A 21,521-nucleotide genomic window follows, 5' to 3' on the forward strand; every position below is an offset into this window, starting at 1 on the left:
GGCTTGACAGTGCGTCTCAGTTTCAGTGTCGGCGAAACAACTCCCGGTTGACCGTCGACTGTAAAGAGGCGGTGGTTTCCGTTTGCACGTGAGGCTGTGCCGGCGCCGGCGCGGTGCTGATCGCGGGCGTGTCCGATACGTTCGGCACGTTGTCGCGCGGCGCGGTCGCTGCGACGACAGTCCTTGCCGGCGGCCGTGCAGTCACCGGTTCATGAACCGTGCGTTCGTCGCGCGGCGTGTTCGATGCTTGCGACGAAGCCACCGAAGCCACCGAGGTCTCCGCCGTTGCAGGGGCCGCGCGATGCGCCTTTGGCGCAGGCGGTGCAGCTTGTACGCGGGCCGGGGGCGTGCTCGCCAGTTCCGCCGTGCTTTTCGGCGCCGCGCGTGCCAACGCCGGCGTGGCCGGTGGATTGCTCCGCCTGGTTGCCGGCTTTGCAGGCGCCGGCGGCGACGTATTGGTGGACGGTCTTGCGGGCTCAGGCGGCTTGCTGCGCGCAACGGCAAGCGGAGGCGCGCTCGGCGTATGACTGGGTTGCGTATCGATCGTCGCCGTTTCGATGGCAGCATGCGTTTCGACAGGACTACGCGGTGCTTCGGCTACCTGCACGGCAGGTATTGCCGGCAAGACGAGATCCGGTTGAGCAGCCGGACGCGGCTCGTCGTGCTTCGCGAAGCGGCGCATGTGCGTCTGAACGGCTTCACGCTGAGTCAGCGTCGCATACGTGCCGAACGCAATCGCGAAGCCGAACAGGACGATCGCCACGCCCGCGTTCAGGCTCCAGTCCGGCGCGCCCGTTTCGTTGACTGGTGGCGCGAGCTGTCTCGGCTTCGACCGCACGCGCACGATCACGAGAGGACGCGTGATCTCATTCGCGCGCTTCGAACGCTTCACGGGTGCAGTGGAGGCGAGAGGCGCGGCCGAAGCGCGTTCATCGAGCGGCCGTGCGGGCTCGCCTTCCTTGGGCCCGTCGTCTTGCGCCGCGCTGGATGGCTCGCGCGACGTCGCAAGACGTTTGCGAATGATGCCCATATTCGGTCTCCCCATACCGCCGGCAAGTCAGACACGCTGCGTTGTTCTCATTCGCAACCAGTTGGACGAGATCCCTCCGGCGCGTTGCGCGGCGCTGCCCGTTCTCTTCCCGATCAATCCTGTGTGACCGCGCGCCCACACGCATTCTTCGGCATCGAGACGGCTTCGTATGTGGGTCGGGGCACAAACCTCGCTTTCGAAGCGAGCCTCGAAGCGAGCCCGCACGAATGTCGCCCGACGGATTCCGCAGCACAGCACCACCGGCTTCCCGGCCTTTCCCAAACCTCGCATCGCCAGGTCGAAAAAAGCGCTTGCATTCCCAATATTGTTCAACAATAGTTTGCACATTGTTGAACAATTTATCCACGCACACCCGACGAGCGAGACCTCCATGAAAGCCCCTATCTTTTCGAAGCCGGCCCTCGATGGCCTGTCGCACAAGTTGAAGCTGGCTGCCGCGTTCGTGGCTCTGCTTGCGGCGACACATGCTGGTCTCGCCACGGCCGGGACGGTTGCGCCCGAGCGTTTGCAGATCGGCGCCGACCTGACGTATCCGCCTTACGACTTCCTCGACAACGGCACGCCCGCCGGCTTCGATCCCGCTTTCATGAACAGGCTCGCGACGCATCTGAAGCTCAAGCCGTCGTTCGTCGACACGCGCTTCGCGAACCTGATCCTCGGCGTCAATGCGAACCGCTTCGACGTGATCGCGTCCGCGCTGTACGTGACGCCGGAGCGGGCCAAGCAGATCGACTTCCTGCCGTACCTGAAAACGGGCGGCTCGCTGCTCGCGCTGAGCGGATCTGGCTTCGCGCCGAAGACGCCGGAAGACCTGTGCGGCAAGCGCGTGAGTTCGATCAAGGGTGCGTCGTGGATTCCGAAGCTGAACGACGTGTCGAGCAAGGTGTGCGTGCCGGCGGGTCGCGGCGCGATCGATGTGCGCGAGTTCGAGACCTCGCCGGAAGCGGCGCAGGCCGTGCTGTCGCACGCTGTCGACGCGCAGTTCGAAGACTCCGCCGTCGCGCAGATGACGGCCAACCGCCTGGCGGGCCGCGTGGCGATCACGTCGACGGCGCCGCTTTATCCCGTGGTGATCGGTCTCGGCGTGAAGAAGGGCAACGACGCATTGCTGGCTCAGTTGAAGACGGCGTTGGCATCGATGAAGTCGTCGGGCGAATACGGCGCGCTGCTCAAGCAGTACAACGTTGCGGAACCGACCGTCAGCGACGTCGCGCTCGCGCTCGGCACTGCCCAGAAATAGCATCGCGACGCCGTGACGGCGAACGAAGGGGAAGCACATGGTGTTCGATTGGCATTACGCGGCGTCGCTGCTCGTCGACGTCGAATTCTGGAAGGCCGCGTGGCTCGTCGTCGAGCTGAGCGTCGCGACGTGGGTGATCGGCATCGTCGCCGGGTTCATGCTGGCGCTCGGCAAGCAGTCGACGTTCGTGCCGTTGCGCGCCGCGTGCGGTGCGTACATCTGGCTGTTTCGCAGTTTGCCGCTGCTGGTGCTGCTGATCTTCGTCTACAACCTGCCGCAAGTGTTGCCGTGGTCGGGCGGCGTGCTGTCCGACCCGTTCTGGGCGGGACTGATTGCGCTGTCGATCAGCGAGACCGCGTATATCGCGGAGATTCATCGCGGCGGCCTGCTCGCGCTCAACAAGGGGCAGCTCGAAGCGGGACGGGCGCTCGGCATCGGCTTCGTCGGGCTGCAACGTCTGATCGTGTTGCCGCAGGCGTTCCGCGTCGCGCTGCCTTCGCTGATCAACGAGTACATCACGATCGTCAAGCTGACTTCGCTGGTGTCGGTGATCTCGCTGGCGGAAATCCTGCTCGTGGGCGAACGGCTCTACACGCAGAACTTCAAGGTGCTGGAGACGATGCTCGCGGTGTCGTTCTATTACGTGCTGATCGTTACTGTGTTCGGGCATCTGCTGAAGCTGCTCGAGAAACGCCTCGACGTGACGCGCCGCAAGCATGCCGTGATGATCGACGTCGCCGCGCAGCCTGTGTCGCCGGCCGATGCATCGGCCGCGTTGGCGAACAGCGCCGGTGCACGAGGCGCCGGGCGCGCGCTCGAAGCCTCCGGCATCCATAAGCGTTACGGACAGCACGAGGTGCTCAAGGGCATCGACCTGACTGTGCAGGCGGGCGAAGTCGTGTCGATCATCGGACCGTCGGGATCCGGCAAGACCTCGCTGATCCGCACGCTCAACGGCCTCGAAACGCTCGACGACGGCGAAGTGCGCCTGCATGGCCGCGGGTTCCTGCAAGCCGCGCATCGAGGCAAGCCACAGCGTGGCGAATACATGCGCGGCATTCTCGACATCGGCATGGTGTTTCAGAACTTCAACCTGTTTCCGCACAAGACCGTGCTGCAGAACGTCACGCTGGCGCCGCGCTATCACGGCCGCCTGACGGGCAGCGCGCTCGACGCGGACTGCATGCAGCTGCTCGCGAAAGTCGGCATGGCGGCGCATGCGCACAAGTATCCGCATCAGTTGTCGGGCGGGCAGCAGCAGCGTGTGGCGATTGCGCGCGCGCTCGCGATGCAGCCGTCGATCGTGCTGTTCGACGAACCGACCTCCGCGCTCGATCCGGAACTCGTGCAGGAAGTGCTGAAAGTGATCGAGCAGCTCGCACGCGACGGCATGACGATGATCATCGTCACGCATGAGATCAAGTTCGCGTTCCGTATTTCGGATCGGGTCGTGTTCATGGAAGGGGGTAGGATACTCAGCGATGGTCCTCCCGTCGAACTGGCGAAGCAGAAGACTTCACGCATCGCCAGTTTCCTCCAAGACGTTCACATCGCCTGAGCCAAAGCATGACAACAGTACGCACGACCGGGACACGCACGCCTGCCGCATCGATCGCCGAGACCGATCAGTCCGTGACCGACCGCATCCTGTCGACGGTCCGCGACGAGATCATCGAGGGCCGGCTGCTGCCGGGCACCGCGCTCGTCGAAAACGATCTGACGCAGTTGCACAACGTCTCGCGCAACACGTTGCGCGAAGCGTTGCGGCTGCTGTGCCGCGAAGGGCTGGCCGTGCATTACCGGCATCGCGGCGTCGTCGTGCGCACGCTTACGCGTCACGACGTGCGCGACATCTACCGCGTGCGGCGGACGCTCGAACTGCAGGCACTGGCGCGCGAAGAGCCCATCGAAGCCGATGATCTCGCGTTGATGCGCGACGCGATCCGCTGCGCGCAGGAAGCCGTCGAACGCGAAGACTGGCGCGCGGTCGGCACGTATAGCCTGGTGTTTCACCGGCATATCGTGCGTCTGTTGCACAGCGCGCTGTTCGACGCGTTCTTCACGACGATCCTCGCGCAACTGCGGCTCGTGTTCGCGTCCGCGCCCGACGAAAAGCGTTTCCAGAAACCGTGGGTGGCAAAAGATCAGCGCATTTTCGCGCTGATCGAGCGCGGCAATCTGGACAAGGCGCAGGCGGCGCTGGCCGAGTATCTGGCGGAGTCCGAGCACGCGATGCTCGACTATCTGTGACACATCTCGCGGCTGACCGCATCGAACGGCGTCACGAGAACGTGGACGGCCAGCCGCATCACCAAGGAGCGATCTCTCATGTTGAATTACCCTGCCGCTTATCAATCCACTCAGGGTTCGGCGCTCGACGTCGACAAGGCATTTTATGGACGCATCGCGGCGGAACAGGACGGCCGCGAACTGATCGAGTCGATCGTGATTCCGATTCGTTCGGGGCAGGCGTGGACGGTGCCGGCAGGACACGTGTTCCGTATCGTGACGATCGAAGGGCCGCAGGTGGCCGACCTCAACATGTGGAACCTGCACAACCCGCGTGAACGGATGTGGGCGTCGCGCACGCGTCAGTTGCAGGCCGCGCACGTCAGCACCTTCGACCGTCTCTGGTCGACGCTGCCGTTTCTACGTCCGATGGTGACGATCACCGACGACAGCCTCGCCGATTACGGCATCGACGAACACGGCGGCCGGGTGCACGATCTGCTCGGCACGCGCTGCGATCCGTACGTCAACCGCATGCTGACGGGCGAAGATTTCCACTTCCACTGCCATTCGAATCTCACGCGCGCGGTGGCACCGTATGGACTGACCGAGTACGACGTGCACGACGTGCTCAACGTCTTTCAATGCACCGGCCTGAATCTCGACGACAAGTACTTCATGAAGGCATGCCCGGCGAAGAAGGGCGACTATCTGGAGTTCTTCGCGGAGATCGACTTGCTGTGCGCATTGTCGACCTGTCCCGGCGGCGATCTGTCGCTGCCGATGTGGGGTCCGGACGCGCGCGATCCGCTCGAAGTGTGCAGGCCGCTTGGCGTGGAAATCTATCGGCTTGCGCCACGCCTACTCGAAGGATGGTCGACGCCGCCCGTGGCTGCATACAAGGGGCTGCACGGGCAGGCGGTGCAGCAGCCGGAGTGGCATCGCGCGGGATGAGCGTGCTCGACGGAAGCAGTTGCATGTAGAAACGCGGCGGCTTCCGCGCTTCGCTGCGTGAACCACGATGTCGCGCTTGCGGCGACGAAGGCGGATTGCCTCGATAACCCGTGAGTCAACCGTCCTTCGGATGAAGCGTTGCCGCCGCCCGCACGCGCATGACCGTTTGACGCGACGTGCCGAACCGGCGCGCGACTTCGCTGACGGACAGGCCTTTGCCGAGAAAGCGGACGATGCGCTCCTGATCCGTGCGCGACAGCGAAGCCGGTCTCCCCGTCGGGCGCCCGTTTGCCCGCGCCGTTTTCAGGCTGCTGGTGCTGCGCTCGCTGCGCGTCGCCGTCTCCATCCGGATGATCGCCCGCAGCGTCCTGGTGGCCGGTGGCTCCGGGCGCCGGGTGAGTTCGGCGCCGCCGAGTTCGACGCATCGTACGGCGATCTTTGCCTTACGGCACTGCATGAGCGTCCATAGCACGTCGCGCGCATTGCAGCCGAGCGACGACAGGTCCAGCACGACCAGCGCGTCCTCGGGAGCGATCCGGCGCAGCAGCGCGTTCAGTTCCATGCGCTCCGCTGCCGGCACGAAAGGCGGAACGTTGTCCACCGCGACGCGATTGAGCACGACGGTGTAGCCGGCACGGTCGAGGTCGATCAGTTCCTGCTCAGGGAACTGACGCGTGCGCGGGTTGTTGATATAGAAGTAGGTCTTTTGCGCGGGAACGTCCGGCGGCAACTGCGGCAGAATCGTCTTATTCGTGGCCATTGCCGAGAATTCCCTGCTGGATGATGGTGTCGATCGACGCGGGCTTCGCCAGCACCGCGTCGAAGCCGTCCCAGTCGTCGGACAGCAGCGCGGGCGGAACCATCGCGATCATACGGGTCGACGGGGTGACTTTGAGCCGGCTGATGGCCTGCGCGTCAGCCGGACCCGGTCTGCGTCCGAAATCGGCGATCACGGCGGAAGGCGGTTCGATCGGCCGTTCTTCATTCGATGGCAAGCTCGACGCGACGGCTGCCCTGAAACCCCGCAGGCGCAGCAGAAGCGCGATCGATTCCGCCACGTGCGAGTTGCCGTCCAGCACCACCACCAGTCTGTTCATGTGATGGCGATGGCTGTCGGCGATGGCCGCGCTGCGCAACGCGGCTTCGCTGCTCAGCCAGAGGAGCCGGGCCTCGTCATAGGCATACCTTGCCGAACGCAACGCTGCTTCGTCGGCATCCGGTCTGGCGGCCAGCGTCTGCAGACGTATCTGGGCCGCTTCGAGCCGCCTGAACGCTTTGTCGAACTGCGCCTTCGCATGGTCGACAGGATCGTTGCCGGTGTCGTTCGCCACCTGTTGCCTCCTTGAATCTCCTTTCGCGGCGGCCCGCACGGTTCAGCGCGGGCGGCCGGACGCGTCGTCGATCGAAGAGAACATGAACGCCCCGGCGATATGGCCCGGGCGGTTCCTAATTCCGCAAGCGCGAGAAAACATGGAGCAGATCCTCGAGCATGACGGGTTTATTCAGGTGCGCGTCGAAGCCGGCGTTTTCCGCCATCTTCACATCGGCTTCCTGGCCAAAACCGCTGAGCGCGATGCAGATCACGGATTTCAGCCCAGGCTCTTCGCGCAGCTTGCCGACGAACTCGAACCCGTCCATGCCGTGCATGCCGATATCGGACAGGACGACATCGGGTACGTCGCCGTTGAGCATCGCCAGTGCTTCTTCGCCGCTCGTCGCGGTTTGCACGACGGCGCCCTCGCTTTCGAGCAACAGCTTGAAGGTTTCGATGGTTGCCGCGTCGTCGTCGACCATCAGAACGCGGACGCCGTGCAGCGAATCCACCGGCGCATTGCCATCGACGCCGCTTGCATAGGAGAGCGTGCGATGCGTCGGCAGCGTGACCGTGAACGTCGAGCCTCGGCCCACGCCTTCCGATTCCGCGCGCACGGCGCCGCCATGCAGATTCACGAGGTCCCTGACGAGCGCGAGGCCGATGCCGAGGCCCGCGCGGCGCGTCATCGGATCGCGGCTTTGCTGGAACATCTCGAAGATATGCGGCAGCAGCGACGGCTCGATGCCATTGCCCGTGTCCGACACGCGCAGCACCGCTTCGGCATACTCGTTGACTTGCAGCGAGACATCGACCGAACCGCGGCTTGTGAACTTCAACGCGTTGCTGACCAGGTTCCAGACAATCTGCTCGACGCGCGTGAGATCGGCATGGACGATCACGGGCGACGCCGCCATCGTGACATTGAGGGTGAGGCCGCGCTGACGCGCGTCGTCCTGAACCGCATTGCAGACGCGCTGCACGATCTCTCGCATATCGACCACGGTGCGGACGATCGACAGCTTGCCCGTGCGTACGCGCGAGATGTCGAGCAGGTCGTCGATGATCTGCGCCTGGCCGATCACCGTGCGGCGGATCGTATCGGCCGCGCGCGAGATATTCAGGCTCTGCCGCGTTTCCGGCGCGCGCGCGATGAGTTCCGCGCTGGCGGAGATCAGATTGAGGGGATGCTTCAGTTCGTGCGACACGACGGCGAGAAATTCGTCGCGGCGCCGCTGGGCATCCCGCTCGGTGGTGGCGCTCAGCAATTCGTTCTGGGTGCCGCGCTCGGTCTCCGCGTGGCCGAATTCGCCGAGATCGCGCGCGATCTTCGCGAAGCCGCTGACGCCCGCTTCGTCCAGACGCGACAGCACGCCGCTCGCGAAGAAGCGCGTGCCGTCCTTGCGTACGTGCCAGCGTTCCTCTTCCGTGCGGCCGTTCAGGCGAGCTTCCGCGAATTCGGCCTGCGCGATATTGCTCGCACGGTCTTCCTCTGTGGACAGCACGTCGGCGGATTTGCCGAGCATTTCTGCTTCCGTATAACCGAAGATCCGCTCGGCGCCCGCATTCCAGCTCGTCACGAGGCCGTCGTCGTCGAACGTGATGATCGCGTAGTCCCTGGTGCCTGCCACGATGCGCATGCGCCGCTCGCCCTCGCGCAGACGGTCTTCCGCCTGGCGGCGGCCCGTGATGTCGATGAACGAGAGCACGGCGCCGTCGATGCGGTCTTCCGTCGTGCGGTACGGCACGAAGCGCGCGAGATACCAGCGGCCGTCGTTGCTCTTCAGTTCGCGTTCGATCAGGCGTAGAGAATCGAAGGCCTCCGCCGCATCGTCCGCGAGCTTGTCGTATTCGAGCCGGTGCGTGATGTCGAGCAGCGAACGGCCGATGTCCGACGGGATGATGCTGAAGACGTCCGTGGCCCGCGGCGTGTAGCGCTTGATGCAGATATTGCGGTCGACGAAGATCGTGCCGATGTCGTTGGCGGCGATCAGGTTCTGCAGGTCGTCGTTGATCTTGCCCGTTTCCTCGACCTTCGACTTGAGTTCCGCGTTGACCGTGGTGAGCTCTTCGTTGATCGACTGCAGTTCTTCCTTGCTCGTTTCGAGCTCTTCCGTCGCCGAGCGCAGTTCTTCGTTGATTGCCTGCAGTTCTTCGTTGGAGGCCTTCAGTTCTTCCGTCGACGTTTCCGATTGTTCAATGGTCGATTGCAACTGTTCCTTCGTGCGTTGCAGCTCGCGTTCGAGCTGGGTGATGATCGGGTCTTTCTGTGCGTCGGATGCCGACGTTTCCGAGCCGCCCATGCTGTCTTCGACTTCGTCGAACAGCACCAGTACGAAGTCCGCATTCGCTTCGGGATCGTGCACGGGGCGCGCCGTCATGTTGACGAAATACGAACGTCCCTCGCGCTCGATCCGCACCCGGCGCGCCTCGACGCTGCGATTCGTGTGCAGCGCCTGATAGATCGCCGTGCGCAATTCGAGCCGCAGCTCGGCGCGCACCACGGCGACGATGTTGTGCGACGGCTCGCCGCCCGAATACTGCAGGAAGCGGCCCGCGCGATCGGAGAGATGGACGATTTCGGAGTCGCGGCTCACGAGCACGCTGGGCGGCGCGTATTGTTCGACGAGGCGCTGATGCAGATCGCCGAACGAGAAGCGGCGGCGTCCCGGCGGCTGCACCGTCGCCACGATGGGCCGCGCGCTCGCCATACCGGAGATCGCGACGGGCACGGGCGTATCGCCGCGCACGGCCATGTTCGCGCGATAGATGCGGTTGCGCTTGTCGATCACGCTGAACATCGAGCTGACGCTGTCGGCCGATTCCGAACTGCCGAGAAACAGCACGCCGCCCGGCCGCAGCGCGAAATGGAACATCCTGAGAATCTCGATCTGCGCTTCGCGGTCGAGATAGATCAGCAGATTGCGGCAGCAGATCAGATCGAGCCGGGAGAAGGGCGGGTCGCTCAGCACGTTGTGGTGCGCGAACAGCATGTGCTCGCGCAGTTCTTTCTTCACGCGATAGTGCGCGGCGTCCTTCGAAAAGAACTGGCGCACGCGGGACGCCGTCACGTCGGCAAGAATCGAGTCGGGATAGAGGCCTGTGCGCGCGAATGAAATGGCGCGCTCGTCGATGTCGGTGGCGAACACCTGGAACGAGATGCCTTCCGCCGATTTGAGCGAGCGCTCCTGCAACAGCATGGCCAGCGAATAGGCCTCTTCGCCCGTGGCGCAGCCGACCGACCACGTGCGGATCCGGTCCTGCTCGCCGCGCCCCTCGAACAGTTGCGGCAGCACTTCGCGCTCCAGCACCTCGAACGCTTCCTTGTCGCGGAAGAAGTTGGTCACGCTGATCAGCATGTCCTGCAGCAGCGCCTGGGTTTCGTCCGGATGCAGGTGCAGGTGGTCGCGGTAGGCCTGGAGGTCGGTGATGCCGTTGACCTGCAGGCGCCGCTCGATGCGGCGCAGGACGGTGGCCCGCTTGTAATGGCGGAAGTCGTGCCCCGTGCGCGTGCGCAGAATGACCATGATTTCGCGCAGCGCGCGCTCGGCGGCCTCGTTGGAGATGGTTTCATCGCGCTCGTCGCTCTCGACGTTGGGCAGATGGATCTCCTTCGCCGTGACCCACAGGTCGAGCAGGCGCTGCGGCATTTCGGCGGCCGTCAGCACGAAATCGACCATGCCCGTCGCGATCGCGCTGCGCGGCATGCTGTCGTATTCGGCCTCGGCGGGATCCTGGGCGAGCGTGATGCCGCCCATCTCCTTGACGCGCGACAGTCCGACCGAACCGTCCGAACCCGCGCCCGAGAGCACGATGCCGATCGCCCGTTCACGATGAACTTCCGCGAGCGTGCGGAAGAACAGATCGATCGCCGCGCGGCGGCCGTCGTCCGGCTGTCTGTGCGTGACGCGCAGGTAGTCGTCGACCATGGTCAGTTCGAGCGACGGCGCGATCAGATACACATGGTTGGGCTCGATGGGGGTGGGGCTCGTGACTTCCAGCACGGGCATGTCGGTGGCCTTCTGGAGCAGCGAGGCCAGATTGCTTTCGTGATCGGGCGCCAGATGGACGATCACCACGAATGCCATCGACGTGTGGGCGGGCAACGCTTCGAAGAACTCCCGGAGTGCGCTCAGTCCACCCGCAGAAGCACCAATACCCACGATCGGGAAATTGGCCTGGCTGGGCAGTGTCTGTGCACGTTTTTTCGGCATGGCCGCATGTCCATTAGAGAATAGGGTCCGCCGCTGGTGTCAGGCCGCGCGAGCCGGCCTTGCACCCAGGCGTAGACCGCTATTATCGCTCTAGCAGGAGCGACTGCAAGAGTCCTGCCGCCTCGTTCGCGCGGCGCGCTATCTCTTCTTCACGCGTTTGTGCGGCCGTGTCGCCTTGCTTGCCGAAAAACTCTCCCAGTGCGCGGCTCGCCATCTCGCGCTCCTGTAGCGCGCGCATGGCATCCTGCAGCGAGCGCTCGACGTCGTCCCTGCGGCCCGACTCCAGCGATCCGGCCGTGTAGGCGTGTCCCGTATGGCATCGAAAGCGCAGCAGTCGGGAGCCCTTCACCTGCCATAGCGAGCCGCTGCAGTCCGGGCAGGTGAACATGGACGGTACGGCGATCTCCTGCAGTGCGCGCACGGGCGACCGGTCGCCGATCCATGCGTGCTGCTCGGTCGCGATCCGCCGGCGGGCGGCGGCGTGCCGCTCGCCCTCGGCCTTTCCCGGCGCGTGCGGTGTGCCGCCCGCGAGTCGCACGAGGCATGCAACGAGCGTGGTGAGGGGCAGGATGTAATCGGCAAAGGGTGACGCGTTCAGCGGCATGTCGCGCGCAAACGCGTCGGCGGGATCCTGGACCAGCGTCGCGCCGCCGCAGGCCTGAATCGCTTCGAGTCCGGCCGAGCCGTCGTCGAGGAGACCGGTGAGTATGACGCCGATCGCGCGCGAGCCCATCTCGGTCGCGGCGCTGCGAAACAGTGGATCGATGGCGGGCCGCGCAAAGTTTTCCTTTGCGCCGTGCACGAGACGCAAGCGCGTCCCTTCGACGATCAGATGCCGGTCTGGCGGGGCCACGTAAATTTTGCCGCGCTTGTAGACATCGCCATCCTCGGCGTGACTCGCTTCGAGCGGGCCGGAACCGTTGAGCAGGGAGGGCAGCAGGCTCTGATGCGAGCCCACGTGCAGCACGATGGCAATGGTCGCGGGGAGGTCGGGGGGGAGCCGGGACGCGAGGTCGCGCAGCGCGTCGACACCGCCCGCCGACGCGCCTATCGCGATGAAATCTCGGTGGGTCAAAGTGCCTCCGGTTCGCCTGAACCTCTATCCTTAGCAATCCGCATGCCTCGGTTTTTCGGCGAGCACGGAGGAACGGACAACTCCTATCCCACCAGCAACGATTGACCTCCGTCGATCCAGACGGGCGTCCCTGTGATGTAGCGCGCGCGGTCCGAGACGAGAAACGCCACCATCTCCGCGATGTCGTCGCCAGTGCCTGCCGCGCCGTCCGTCAGCGGGATCTTGCCGTCGGGGTAGTGCGCGGGCTCCGATGCCTCGGCGTTCGAGCGGGCCCGCGTGTTCTCGTTAATCTTCGATTCGATTTTGCCCGGGCATACGACATTGACGCGGATCTTGTGCTTCGCGAGCTCCAGCGCGACCATCTGGCCGAGCGCGAGCAGGCCGCCCTTGGTGGTCGAATACGCGGATGCGCCGCCGTGGCTGAATACACGCGTGCCGTTGATCGACGAAATGATGATGATCGAGCCTTGGCCCGCGCGTTTCAGATGCGGCACGGTGTAGTGCAGTGTGAGGTAAGTGCCGCGCAGATTGGTGTTCAGCGTGTTGTCCCATTCGTCGGGTTGCAACTCGTCGATGGGCGCCCACACGCCGTTGATGCCGGCGTTGGCGACAACGATGTCGAGTGCGCCGAAGTGCGCGATGCCGCGCTCGATGGCTGCCTTGAAACCGGCGTCGTCGCGCAGGTCGGCCGTGATCCCGAACGCGGTGCCGCCTGCCTGCTGAATGGCATCGACCGTCGAGCGGGTCTCTTCGTCCTTGTGCGCATGGAGGATCACGCGCGCGCCTTCGGCGGCCATCCTGAGCGCGCATGCCTTGCCGATCCCCGACCCGGCCCCCGTCACGAGCGCGACCTGGTCCTTCAGATCCATTCGGGTCTCCATATTCGAGTCTCCCTGGTCGTTATCCGCCACCGATGCCTTGCAGCACCTTGCCGGTTCCGTTGCACACGCTGCAACGTTGTCCTTCGACGCTGCCCGTGCCGTGGCACGCGCGGCATGTGTCTTCGCCGATTCCCGGGGCGTCGCGCGGTCCCTCGTCGCCGGGGCTCCGCGGTGGCTGGTCTGGTTGCATGTCGGCCTCCATTCGGTTCGTGAGTTCGGATCGATTGCTTCGACGTCGCAAGTGATATTCCCGTTGAACGGGCAATACCACGCATCACATGGCCGTGTCGCCGCCGAGCGAAGGAGAGATCGTGCTGTCGCGATTGGGATCGTCGGCGCGCTCGTCCGGACGCACGGGTCTCATCGACACGGGCGGATGATCGCGATGACAGCTTTCGATACTGCCGTTGACGAGACATTGCTGGAACGCGTCGGCATCTTCCTTCTTTGCAAATGTGTAGGAGGTCTGCTCGACCTGGAGCTCGGTATCCGATGTGCGTATCGTCGTGATGCTCATGATGTGCTCCCTGATGTGCTCCTGATTGGTGCGCCTTATCAATCGGCAAGCCGTGTTCCCGCGCCGGAACGCAGAGCACATCGCTATCTGGCATCTTCAGGCGTACGATAACCACCATTTACGGACAGACCGCCGCGCTTAACAATCCTGCCGGCAGCCACTAGTCTGTCAACAGGTGTGGGCTGAACACGCTCGTGTTATGGCAGCAACTGCTCACGTAAGAGACGATCGCTCGACGTCTTCACTTGCGGCTCCGTTCCGGACGACGAATCATGACGCGCAATCGACAGTTGACTGGGCGTGTGGGCGGTATCACGGTTCAGGCGGCGTGCGGCAATCTTCACGTGATCGCGCTTTGGCGCCTGCTCACGGATGCGGGCGCATGCGTGCAGGGAACGTCGACGACGTGCGTCAGGCGCGATGAGTTCGAGCGCATCACCATCAGCTTCGCGCCGCTGGGCAGGGAGCAAGCCGACCGGATACTGGCCAGTATCAGAGAGCACAAGTGGATCACTCACGCGTTGCTGCATGTCCTTGCATCCGAAAGCGAGGCGTCCCCAAGCCTCGAAGAGTAACGGCGGCGACGCGTTGAACCGCATCGCTGCAAGTGATTCCGTTGCTGCGGGCAACGGATAGCCGGAGGGCCATCTCTGGCGCCCGTGCGACCGGCCTGGTTCCCTGTGCCGGTCGCTTTTTTTTTGCTATTTCCGACTGGCTGAATGATATGAATGATCGCGCGAACCCACACCGTGGGTCGTGCTTACTGGATGCGCGAAATCTCTTTCGACACCGAGGCCGGGCTGTCGTAGTTATGATCGGGCAGCCTGTCGATCAGATCGACGATATCCGTATTGGCGTGATTCTGGCGCGCCCGTTCGACCAGTTTCTCGCGCGTTGTCGGATAGGCGATACCGGCAAGTGCCTTCTGGATATCGATGGGATTGGGTTGCCCAGGATGACGCTGATCCTGCGATCGGGCCGGATGCTGTGACATGAATGTTCTCCGTTGATGAACGCCGCTCGGACTGCATCGCCGCGACTCATGCGTGCCGCAAACGCGATGCCTGTCCGCGCGTCGCTGAAGCGGGCTGTGACCTGAAGGGAACGAGGAATGCGGCTATTGCGCGACGCCCTTCTTCGCGGCGAGGTCCTGGGCCATCTGATAGTGCTTCTGGATGGTCGGCAACGCGTCCTGCGCTGCCTTCTTCAACTTCGCATTCTGACCATCGGCGATTTCCTTCTCGAACGCGGCAACCGCTTCCTTGTGTCCTTCCACGCCGACCTTCGAGACGTACGCCTGGTCGAATGCTTTGCCCTTCAGTCCCTTCAGCGGACCGAGCACCGCAGTGTCGGAGTTGTCCTTCGGAACCGCGACGCCATGCGGTGCGGCCATCTTCAACTGCACCGTCAGTTTGGTGTGATCGAGCATCATGTGACGCGCGAACGATTTCACGTCCTTATCTTCGGAGTTCGAGGTGGCGAGTTTCGCGGCGTCGATCTCCGTCGACGACGCCATCGACGCCGTCTGCACGAAGTCCTTGTCGGTTTGCGCCAACGGGTTGGCGGCCGTCGTCGATGCCGCTTCCGTCTGGGCCGCGAGCGGTGCGATGGCGAGGGCGCCCGTTACGACGATTGCGCCTATGAGCACGTGTTTGAGTCTCATGCATGTTCTCCCTGATCCGTGTGTGGACCTGAAGAACAGCAAGCCGCGAACCGCGCCCGCGAATGCGCGTTGATACGGACTTCAGATGAGACCTGCAAGCGATTTGCCGCTGGTGTGGACAGATGGAGCGTCGAGGGGCGCGGTGATGAAGAAGCAGCGCCTGGCGGCGCTGCGTGTCGGGACGATGTTGAGAGAAGCGAGGCGCGTTCAGTGCCGATGATGTATCAGGTCGACATAATGGGTATCGAGCCACCGGTCCGCACGTCTCGGGTTGCCGTGCCTTTCATGGCGGCTCGCCACCCACAGCAGTGCCGCGACCAGCACCATCACGGTCGGACCAAGCAGGTAGGCGATCAAGGTTTCATTCACGGCATCCTCCGGAGTGACGTGGCTGCGTTTTCATTCTAGGCGACCGGCGGCGCGATGCACACCGTATATCGACACATCAATCCGCAGCGTGCCGCATCCCGCTTCGACCCTTCAGTTTTGTCAGGAAGGCGCCGATAACCCGTTAAGTAATGGCAGAATGCGCCATCTACTGTCGAGCTTTGTGCTGCTGGCACCTCACAAAGCGAACGGATATCCGGTTGCGGCGCACGAGCCGCGGTCCACGGCTAGCCATCCTGCATTCCCGTTTCCCCTGCCAGCAAGCGGGTGACGTTACTCTGACGGCAGCCGCCAGGCGCGACCCCCGGTCGCCGCTGGGCGGATTGCGGGGCGCTCGAATGACGAAACACCCTGAAACGTTCAGCTTGCCGCAGGGCAGGCTGGCAACCTGGCTGCTCTATCCCGGGCGCGATACGCCACCCGAAATCCGGGTTGCGCTGGTCTCGACCCTGTTCGGCACCTTGCCGATTTTTTTCGGCGGCGTGTTCAATACGATCGCCGTCGCGTGGGTGCTGGCTTATCGGCACCCGAGCACGCCGTTCCGCTTCTGGCTGATTTCGGAAATCGTGGTGTGCGCGGTGCGTCTCGCGATCCTGATCCTCGCGCACCGTCGGGCGCGGCAGGGCCGGCCGACGCCCACCGATATCTACCTGCTTCTCGCGCCGCTATGGGGTGCGACGGTCGGCTATGGTGCGCTGATCAGCGCCACCAGCGGCGACTGGGTCGCGGCCACACTGTCGTTCCTTTCCGCTGCCGCGATGGTGGGCGGCATCTGCTTCCGGAACTTCGCCGCGCCGCGTCTGGTTGCCATCATGATCTTCCTGTCGCTCGGACCGTGCTGCGTCGGCGCCGTGCTGTCCGGCGAGCCGGTACTGCTCCTGACCCTGGTTCAGATCCCGTTCTATCTGTTTGCGATGAGCGTCGCCGCCAGAAAGCTGAACGTGATGCTGATCTCGACGATGGAGGCCGAGCGCGAAAACGACCGCCGGGCGCGCCACGACGGTTTGACGGGGCTGCTCAACCGCGCGGGCTTTTTTCACGCGGCCACCCATGAACTCGTCGGGGCGGCGCGCGCGGGCGGCAAGACACCGCTCTTCTACATCGACCTCGATGGCTTCAAGGCCGTCAACGATGCACACGGGCACGAGTGCGGCGACCGTCTGCTCGCGCAGGTCGCAGCGCGGCTGCGCCAGCTTGCGGGCACGAATGCGCTCGTTGCGCGCATGGGCGGCGACGAGTTCGTGATCGCAGGCGATGTGTCCAACGCGCGTGAGCCGGCTTCGTTTGCGAGCCGCGTGATCGCCGAGATCGAGAAGCCGTTCCTGCTCGCGGCCAGTGTGACGGTCCATGTCGGCGCCAGCATCGGCATCGCGTCGGTGACCGACGATGCGAACACGATCGACAAGATCGTGGCCGTCGCGGACGCTGCGATGTATGAAGTGAAGCGTCAGAAGAAGAGCATGGCCGTGGCATAAACACGGCACCACACAACGCGTTCGCGTTGGTCCGTATCCGCGTTGGCGCACGCATTGCTCATCGAAGTCTCGACGGGGAACGTCGGGAGCCGCTATGCAGACGGATCGGGGGACATCGTGAAGGCGAGCGGGCCGCGTTTCGGTCACATCGCGCTCATTCCGCGAACAGGTCCGGGCCGAACACTTCGTAATGGATGTGCGATTCGTGGATATCCATGCTCTTGAGCTTGTCGTGCTGAATCCGCATGAACGGAATCGGTCCGCAGATGTAGTAGTCGGCATCGGGCAGCAGCACATCGCGTGAAATGAGATCGAGATCGATGAAGCCCGGATAGTCGTAGTCCTGTCCTTGCGTATCGGTGGGCAAGGGCGAATCGTAGAAGATCGTTGCGCGGAAGTTCTTGTGCGTGGCCGCCGTCTGTTTCAGGCGGTCCCGCATCGCGTGGACGGCGCTGTTGCGCGCGCCATGCACGAACACCACCTGGCGCGCGGGATCCTGGATGGCGCGTTTCAGCATGCTGATCATCGGCGTGAGGCCCACGCCGCCGCTGATCAGCACGATGGGCGTCTTCGCATCGACGTCGATGTGGAAGCTGCCATACGGCGCGGCGATCCGCACTTCGCTGCCAATCTGCACATCGTCGTGCAGCAATGACGACACATAGCCTGCTGGCGTTTGTGCGTCGCCCGCTTCGCGTTTGACGGTGATGCGATAGGTGTTGCCATTGGGCATGTCCGACAGGCTGTACTGCCGGATCTGCTGAAGGCCCAGTGAAGGCACGCGCACGGCGACGCTGATGTACTGTCCCGGTTCGAAGTTGACGACGGGCTTGCCGTCGATGGGTGCGAGCACGAACGACGTGATCACACTGCTCTCCGGCTTCTTTTCCATCACGACGAACGTGCGCCAGCCATTCCAGCCGCCGAGCTGCGCGGCTCTCTGTTCGCGCAGTCCGCTTTCCATGCCCATCAGCACGTCGGCGAGATTGCCATACGCCTGCGCCCATGCGGAAATGATGTCGTCCGTGGCGGCATCGCCGAGAACGTCCTGGATCGCGCCGAGCAGATGCTCGCCGACGATGGGGTACTGTTCCGGACGCACATCGAGACTGGCATGCTTGTTCGCAATGTTCTGCAAGACAGCGGAGAGGCTGCTGGGATCGTCGATGTTTTCCGCGTACGCATACACGGCGCGCGCGAGCGCCTGCTGTTGTTGACCTTGCTCCTGATGCGCCATGTTGAAGGTGTTCTTCAACTCGGGATGCGCCTCGAATAGTCGTGTGTAGAAGCGTTGAATGATCGGGTATCCGTGTTCGGCTAGGACGGGAGCCGTTGCCTTGACGATGTCCTTCGTACGCTGGGTGAGCATGTGTGCCTCCGCTGCGGGTGAAGTGATGAGGGCGTCGTTCGGCGCATACGGTGTACATGCTGCGCGGTCAGCGAGGACGTACGCGCGTGTGCGTTCCGGGTTCAGGACAATCATGGTACGACGCTCGTGCAACCGATGGGTGACTGCGAATCGGCATTCTTCACATCATCGCGAGCGCGTCGCGCGAAACGGATGACTTCCGTACACGCCAGCTCGCCGTCGCAGAAGTTACGATGCGGTATGCATGCCTGAGCTTCGAATTCATCGCATACGCGCGCATCCAATATCGCGTGGCGTTCTTTATCAAACTGTCGTCCGAAACTAGCGCTCATGGAGTCCACGAATTTCGTCAATCTGAAGCTGCGTCCGTGCGGGCCCGGCGACGAGCCTATTCTCCTGAGAATACTGAAGCCGTCGATGGCCTTGCGGGCGCAAGGCTACGAGCTGCTTGGCGATGTCATGCGGTTCGGTCAGCACGACGGGCAACTGGCGACGGCCATGCTTGCATGCGCCGACGACGTGCCGATTGGCGTGTTGAACATCGACCGGCGCCCTACCGAATGGCGGCTCACGGCGCTTCACATCGATCTCGACCACAGGGGCAAGGGCTACGGCAGTCTGTTGCTGGTCGCTGTGCAGGACGAAGCACAACTGGCCAAAGTCAGCATCTCAGTGATACTCGAGCGAGGGAATCCTGCTGTGCGCCTGTTCATCAAACACGGATTCACGATCGCGATGGAAACGGACACCGAGGTTCTGTTGAAGTGGCGCGTACCGCCTCGCTAGGGCGTCGTCACTTTCGCGAAACCCGCTTCTTCCGTTCGCGCATGTCGACAGCCGTATCGACAGGCGTGAAGGGCGCCTGAAAATGATCGACGAGGAAATCGATGAATGCCCGCGCGCGTGCCGTCTGGTTCCGCTGCCGCGAGTAATAGACGAACAGGTCGGCTGACGGCAAAACCGTATTGGGCAGCACGAGCTTGAGCCGCCCGCTCTGGACGTACTTCGCCAGATCCCATTCGGAACGGATCAGGATGCCGTGGCCGTCGAGCGCCCAGCGAAGCACGATATCGCCGTCGTTGCTGGACAGCGCGCCTTTCACCTTGATCGCCTCGATGTGATCGTTCACGATGTAGCGCCACACGCCATACGCGTCGTCGTTCTGCCTGTGAATAATGCAGCGATGCTGCTGCAAATCGTCCACACGCTCAGGCGTTCCGAAACGCTCCAGATATTTCGGCGACGCGCACAGAAAGCGGCGATTGCTCATGATGCGCCGCGCGCTCAGACGACTGTCGGGTAGCTCGCCGAAGCGGATGGCCATGTCGAACGCGCCTTCGATCAGATCGACGGGCCGGTCCGTCACTTCGAACTGAACCTCGACATTCGGAAAACGCTTCGCGAAGTCCGACACGAGCGGCGCAATCGTGGTTCTGCCGAAGCCGAGCGTCGCGTTGATGCGCAGCAGACCTTGCGGGTCGCGCCTCGCGCCCGAGATCGCTTCTTCCATTTCGCGAACCTGCCCGACTATCTGGCTCGCGTAACGTAGATACGTTTCCCCCTCCGGCGTGAGACTGACGCTGCGTGTCGTCCTGTTGACGAGACGTGCGCCGAGCCGCCGCTCGATGATGCCGAGCCGCTTCGTCGCGGCGGGCGGCGTCAGGTCGAGCGCGCGCGCCGCGCCCGACATGCTCTTGAGCTTCGCAAGCAGAATGAAAAACTCGAAATCGGACGCGCTGTCAGTACTCACTTTTAGTGAAAGATGAAATGAATATTGGTGAAGTGTAGCAGCCTCTTTCGAGGCTAAGCTACGCCCAACATTGCAGCCGAGGTGGCGCAATAACTGTTCAAAAGTCAGGAGACAGTGCCGTGAGAATCGTTGAAATCCGCGAGAAGACCGTTCCGATCAGCTCCCCGATCCGCAACGCCTACATCGACTTCAGCAAGATGACGCTGAGCCTCGTTGCCGTCATCACCGACGTGATCCGCGACGGCAAGCCGGTGGTCGGATACGGCTTCAACTCGAATGGCCGCTATGGCCAGGGCAAGCTGATGCGCGAGCGCTTCATTCCGCGACTGCTCGAAGCCGACCCTGCTTCGCTCGTCAACGATGCAGGTGACAACCTCGATCCCCACAAGATCTGGGCAACCATGTTCACGAACGAGAAGCCCGGCGGTCACGGCGAGCGTTCGGTCGCGATCGGCACGATCGACATGGCCATCTGGGACGCGGTGGCGAAGATCGAAGGCAAGCCGCTTTTTCAGCTGCTGGCGGACCGCTACGGTAACGGCCAGCCGAACCGCAAGATCTTCGTGTATGCAGCGGGCGGTTACTACTACCCGGGCCAGGATCACGAGAAGCTGAAGGACGAGATGCGCAGCTACATCGACCGGGGCTATACAGTCGTGAAGAAGAAGATAGGCGGCGCGTCGCTCGATGAAGACCTGCGGCGCATCGATTCCATCCTGAGCGTGCTGCAGGACGGCCAGAAGCTCGCCGTCGATGCCAACGGCCGCTTCGATCTCGACACCGCGATTCAATATGCCAAGGCGCTCTCGCAATACGACCTGTTCTGGTACGAAGAGCCGGGCGATCCGCTCGACTTCGAATTGCAGGCAGCGCTGCGCAACTACTATGACAAGCCGATGGCAACGGGCGAAGATCTTTTCTCGATGCAGGACGCCCGCAACCTGATCCGCTACGGCGGCATGCGTCCCGATCGCGACTGGCTGCAGTTCGATTGCGCGCTGAGCTATGGCCTCGTCGAATATCTGCGCACGCTCGACATGCTGCATCAACATGGCTGGTCGGCGAGCCGTTGCATTCCTCACGGCGGCCATCAGATGTCGCTGAACATCGCGGCGGGTCTCGGGCTGGGCGGCAACGAATCCTATCCGGATCTGTTCCAGCCGTATGGCGGCTTCCCGGATGGCGTGCGCGTCGACAACGGCTACATCACCATGCCGGATCTGCCGGGCATCGGCTTCGAAGGCAAGGCCGATCTCATCGTCGAAATGCAGAAGCTGTCTGCATAACATCCGCTCGCAGCAGGGCGCCGGCGTAATTCGCCGGCGCCGACCTTCATAAAAAGACTAAGCAACGCAGGCGAAATCCGGCCCGTACCCGTCGCATCGGCATGTTCCGCGGCGGGCG

20 protein-coding genes are annotated in these 21,521 nt (G+C 63.3%); 8 read left to right on the top strand and 12 right to left on the bottom strand.

Going from position 1 to position 21,521, the window contains the following annotated elements:
• Positions 1–22: 22 nt before the first annotated feature.
• Entirely contained in the window at positions 23–1,030 is a 1,008-nt protein-coding gene (locus G3N95_RS00605; protein ID WP_205968019.1) for a hypothetical protein, read from the bottom strand.
• 391 nt (positions 1,031–1,421) lie between these two features.
• On the opposite strand from G3N95_RS00605, the gene G3N95_RS00610 reads away from it, so the two are divergent.
• The 4 genes from G3N95_RS00610 (at position 1,422) to G3N95_RS00625 (ending at position 5,474) form a co-directional block, all read left to right on the top strand.
• A complete protein-coding gene (locus G3N95_RS00610) occupies positions 1,422–2,291 on the top strand; it encodes an ABC transporter substrate-binding protein (protein WP_205968020.1) in 870 nt (289 codons plus the stop codon).
• 37 nt (positions 2,292–2,328) lie between these two features.
• Positions 2,329–3,849, top strand: a complete 1,521-nt coding sequence (locus tag G3N95_RS40830) for an amino acid ABC transporter permease/ATP-binding protein (protein ID WP_205968021.1) — start codon at positions 2,329–2,331, stop codon at positions 3,847–3,849.
• Positions 3,850–3,857: 8 nt separating this feature from the next.
• On the top strand, positions 3,858–4,541 hold the full coding sequence (locus G3N95_RS00620) for a GntR family transcriptional regulator (protein WP_205968022.1): 684 nt from the start codon (positions 3,858–3,860) through the stop codon (positions 4,539–4,541).
• A 78-nt stretch (positions 4,542–4,619) separates the two neighbouring features.
• Positions 4,620–5,474 carry a DUF1989 domain-containing protein gene (locus tag G3N95_RS00625; protein WP_205968023.1) on the top strand — a complete coding sequence of 285 codons (855 nt, stop codon included), beginning with the start codon at positions 4,620–4,622 and terminating at the stop codon, positions 5,472–5,474.
• Positions 5,475–5,589: 115 nt separating this feature from the next.
• Here the strand turns inward: G3N95_RS00625 and G3N95_RS00630 are convergent, their stop codons facing one another.
• The 6 genes from G3N95_RS00630 to G3N95_RS00655 form a co-directional block, all read right to left on the bottom strand.
• Positions 5,590–6,234, bottom strand: coding sequence for a recombinase family protein (locus G3N95_RS00630; protein WP_205968024.1), 645 nt, complete (start codon positions 6,232–6,234; stop codon positions 5,590–5,592).
• Positions 6,221–6,844, bottom strand: a complete 624-nt coding sequence (locus G3N95_RS00635; RefSeq protein WP_241018154.1) for a hypothetical protein — start codon at positions 6,842–6,844, stop codon at positions 6,221–6,223. The genes G3N95_RS00630 and G3N95_RS00635 overlap by 14 nt, the downstream gene beginning before the upstream one ends.
• Before the next feature lie 76 nt (positions 6,845–6,920).
• Positions 6,921–11,000: a CheR family methyltransferase gene (locus tag G3N95_RS00640; protein ID WP_205968025.1), complete on the bottom strand. Its 4,080-nt coding sequence runs from the start codon at positions 10,998–11,000 to the stop codon at positions 6,921–6,923.
• Between the two features lie 82 nt (positions 11,001–11,082).
• Positions 11,083–12,075, bottom strand: coding sequence for a chemotaxis protein CheB (locus G3N95_RS00645; protein WP_205968026.1), 993 nt, complete (start codon positions 12,073–12,075; stop codon positions 11,083–11,085).
• 83 nt (positions 12,076–12,158) lie between these two features.
• Positions 12,159–12,944, bottom strand: coding sequence for an SDR family NAD(P)-dependent oxidoreductase (locus tag G3N95_RS00650; protein ID WP_205968027.1), 786 nt, complete (start codon positions 12,942–12,944; stop codon positions 12,159–12,161).
• A 286-nt stretch (positions 12,945–13,230) separates the two neighbouring features.
• Positions 13,231–13,473, bottom strand: a complete 243-nt coding sequence (locus G3N95_RS00655) for a hypothetical protein (protein ID WP_205968028.1) — start codon at positions 13,471–13,473, stop codon at positions 13,231–13,233.
• 272 nt (positions 13,474–13,745) lie between these two features.
• On the opposite strand from G3N95_RS00655, the gene G3N95_RS00660 reads away from it, so the two are divergent.
• Entirely contained in the window at positions 13,746–14,048 is a 303-nt protein-coding gene (locus tag G3N95_RS00660) for a hypothetical protein (RefSeq protein ID WP_205968029.1), read from the top strand.
• Between the two features lie 185 nt (positions 14,049–14,233).
• Here the strand turns inward: G3N95_RS00660 and G3N95_RS00665 are convergent, their stop codons facing one another.
• The 3 genes from G3N95_RS00665 to G3N95_RS00675 form a co-directional block, all read right to left on the bottom strand.
• Positions 14,234–14,467: a DUF2795 domain-containing protein gene (locus G3N95_RS00665; protein ID WP_205968030.1), complete on the bottom strand. Its 234-nt coding sequence runs from the start codon at positions 14,465–14,467 to the stop codon at positions 14,234–14,236.
• Positions 14,468–14,590: 123 nt separating this feature from the next.
• A complete protein-coding gene (locus G3N95_RS00670) occupies positions 14,591–15,136 on the bottom strand; it encodes a DUF4142 domain-containing protein (protein WP_205968031.1) in 546 nt (181 codons plus the stop codon).
• Between the two features lie 207 nt (positions 15,137–15,343).
• Positions 15,344–15,505, bottom strand: coding sequence for a hypothetical protein (locus tag G3N95_RS00675; RefSeq protein WP_205968032.1), 162 nt, complete (start codon positions 15,503–15,505; stop codon positions 15,344–15,346).
• Positions 15,506–15,861: 356 nt separating this feature from the next.
• Between G3N95_RS00675 and G3N95_RS00680 the strand changes: the two genes are divergently transcribed.
• Entirely contained in the window at positions 15,862–16,998 is a 1,137-nt protein-coding gene (locus tag G3N95_RS00680; RefSeq protein WP_205968033.1) for a diguanylate cyclase, read from the top strand.
• Between the two features lie 154 nt (positions 16,999–17,152).
• Here G3N95_RS00680 and hmpA read toward each other — a convergent pair whose 3' ends face one another.
• Positions 17,153–18,367, bottom strand: a complete 1,215-nt coding sequence (gene hmpA, locus G3N95_RS00685) for an NO-inducible flavohemoprotein (protein ID WP_205968034.1) — start codon at positions 18,365–18,367, stop codon at positions 17,153–17,155.
• A 330-nt stretch (positions 18,368–18,697) separates the two neighbouring features.
• On the opposite strand from hmpA, the gene G3N95_RS00690 reads away from it, so the two are divergent.
• The gene (locus G3N95_RS00690; protein ID WP_205968035.1) at positions 18,698–19,153 is read left to right on the top strand and encodes a GNAT family N-acetyltransferase; all 456 of its coding nucleotides are present in this window, start codon (positions 18,698–18,700) and stop codon (positions 19,151–19,153) included.
• Between the two features lie 7 nt (positions 19,154–19,160).
• On the opposite strand, the gene G3N95_RS00695 is transcribed toward G3N95_RS00690, so the two are convergent.
• Positions 19,161–20,057: a LysR substrate-binding domain-containing protein gene (locus G3N95_RS00695; protein ID WP_241018198.1), complete on the bottom strand. Its 897-nt coding sequence runs from the start codon at positions 20,055–20,057 to the stop codon at positions 19,161–19,163.
• A 179-nt stretch (positions 20,058–20,236) separates the two neighbouring features.
• Between G3N95_RS00695 and G3N95_RS00700 the strand changes: the two genes are divergently transcribed.
• A complete protein-coding gene (locus G3N95_RS00700; RefSeq protein WP_205968037.1) occupies positions 20,237–21,403 on the top strand; it encodes a mandelate racemase/muconate lactonizing enzyme family protein in 1,167 nt (388 codons plus the stop codon).
• Positions 21,404–21,521: the final 118 nt, after the last annotated feature.

This window comes from Paraburkholderia sp. Tr-20389, assembly GCF_017104565.1.
GTDB lineage: Bacteria > Pseudomonadota > Gammaproteobacteria > Burkholderiales > Burkholderiaceae > Paraburkholderia.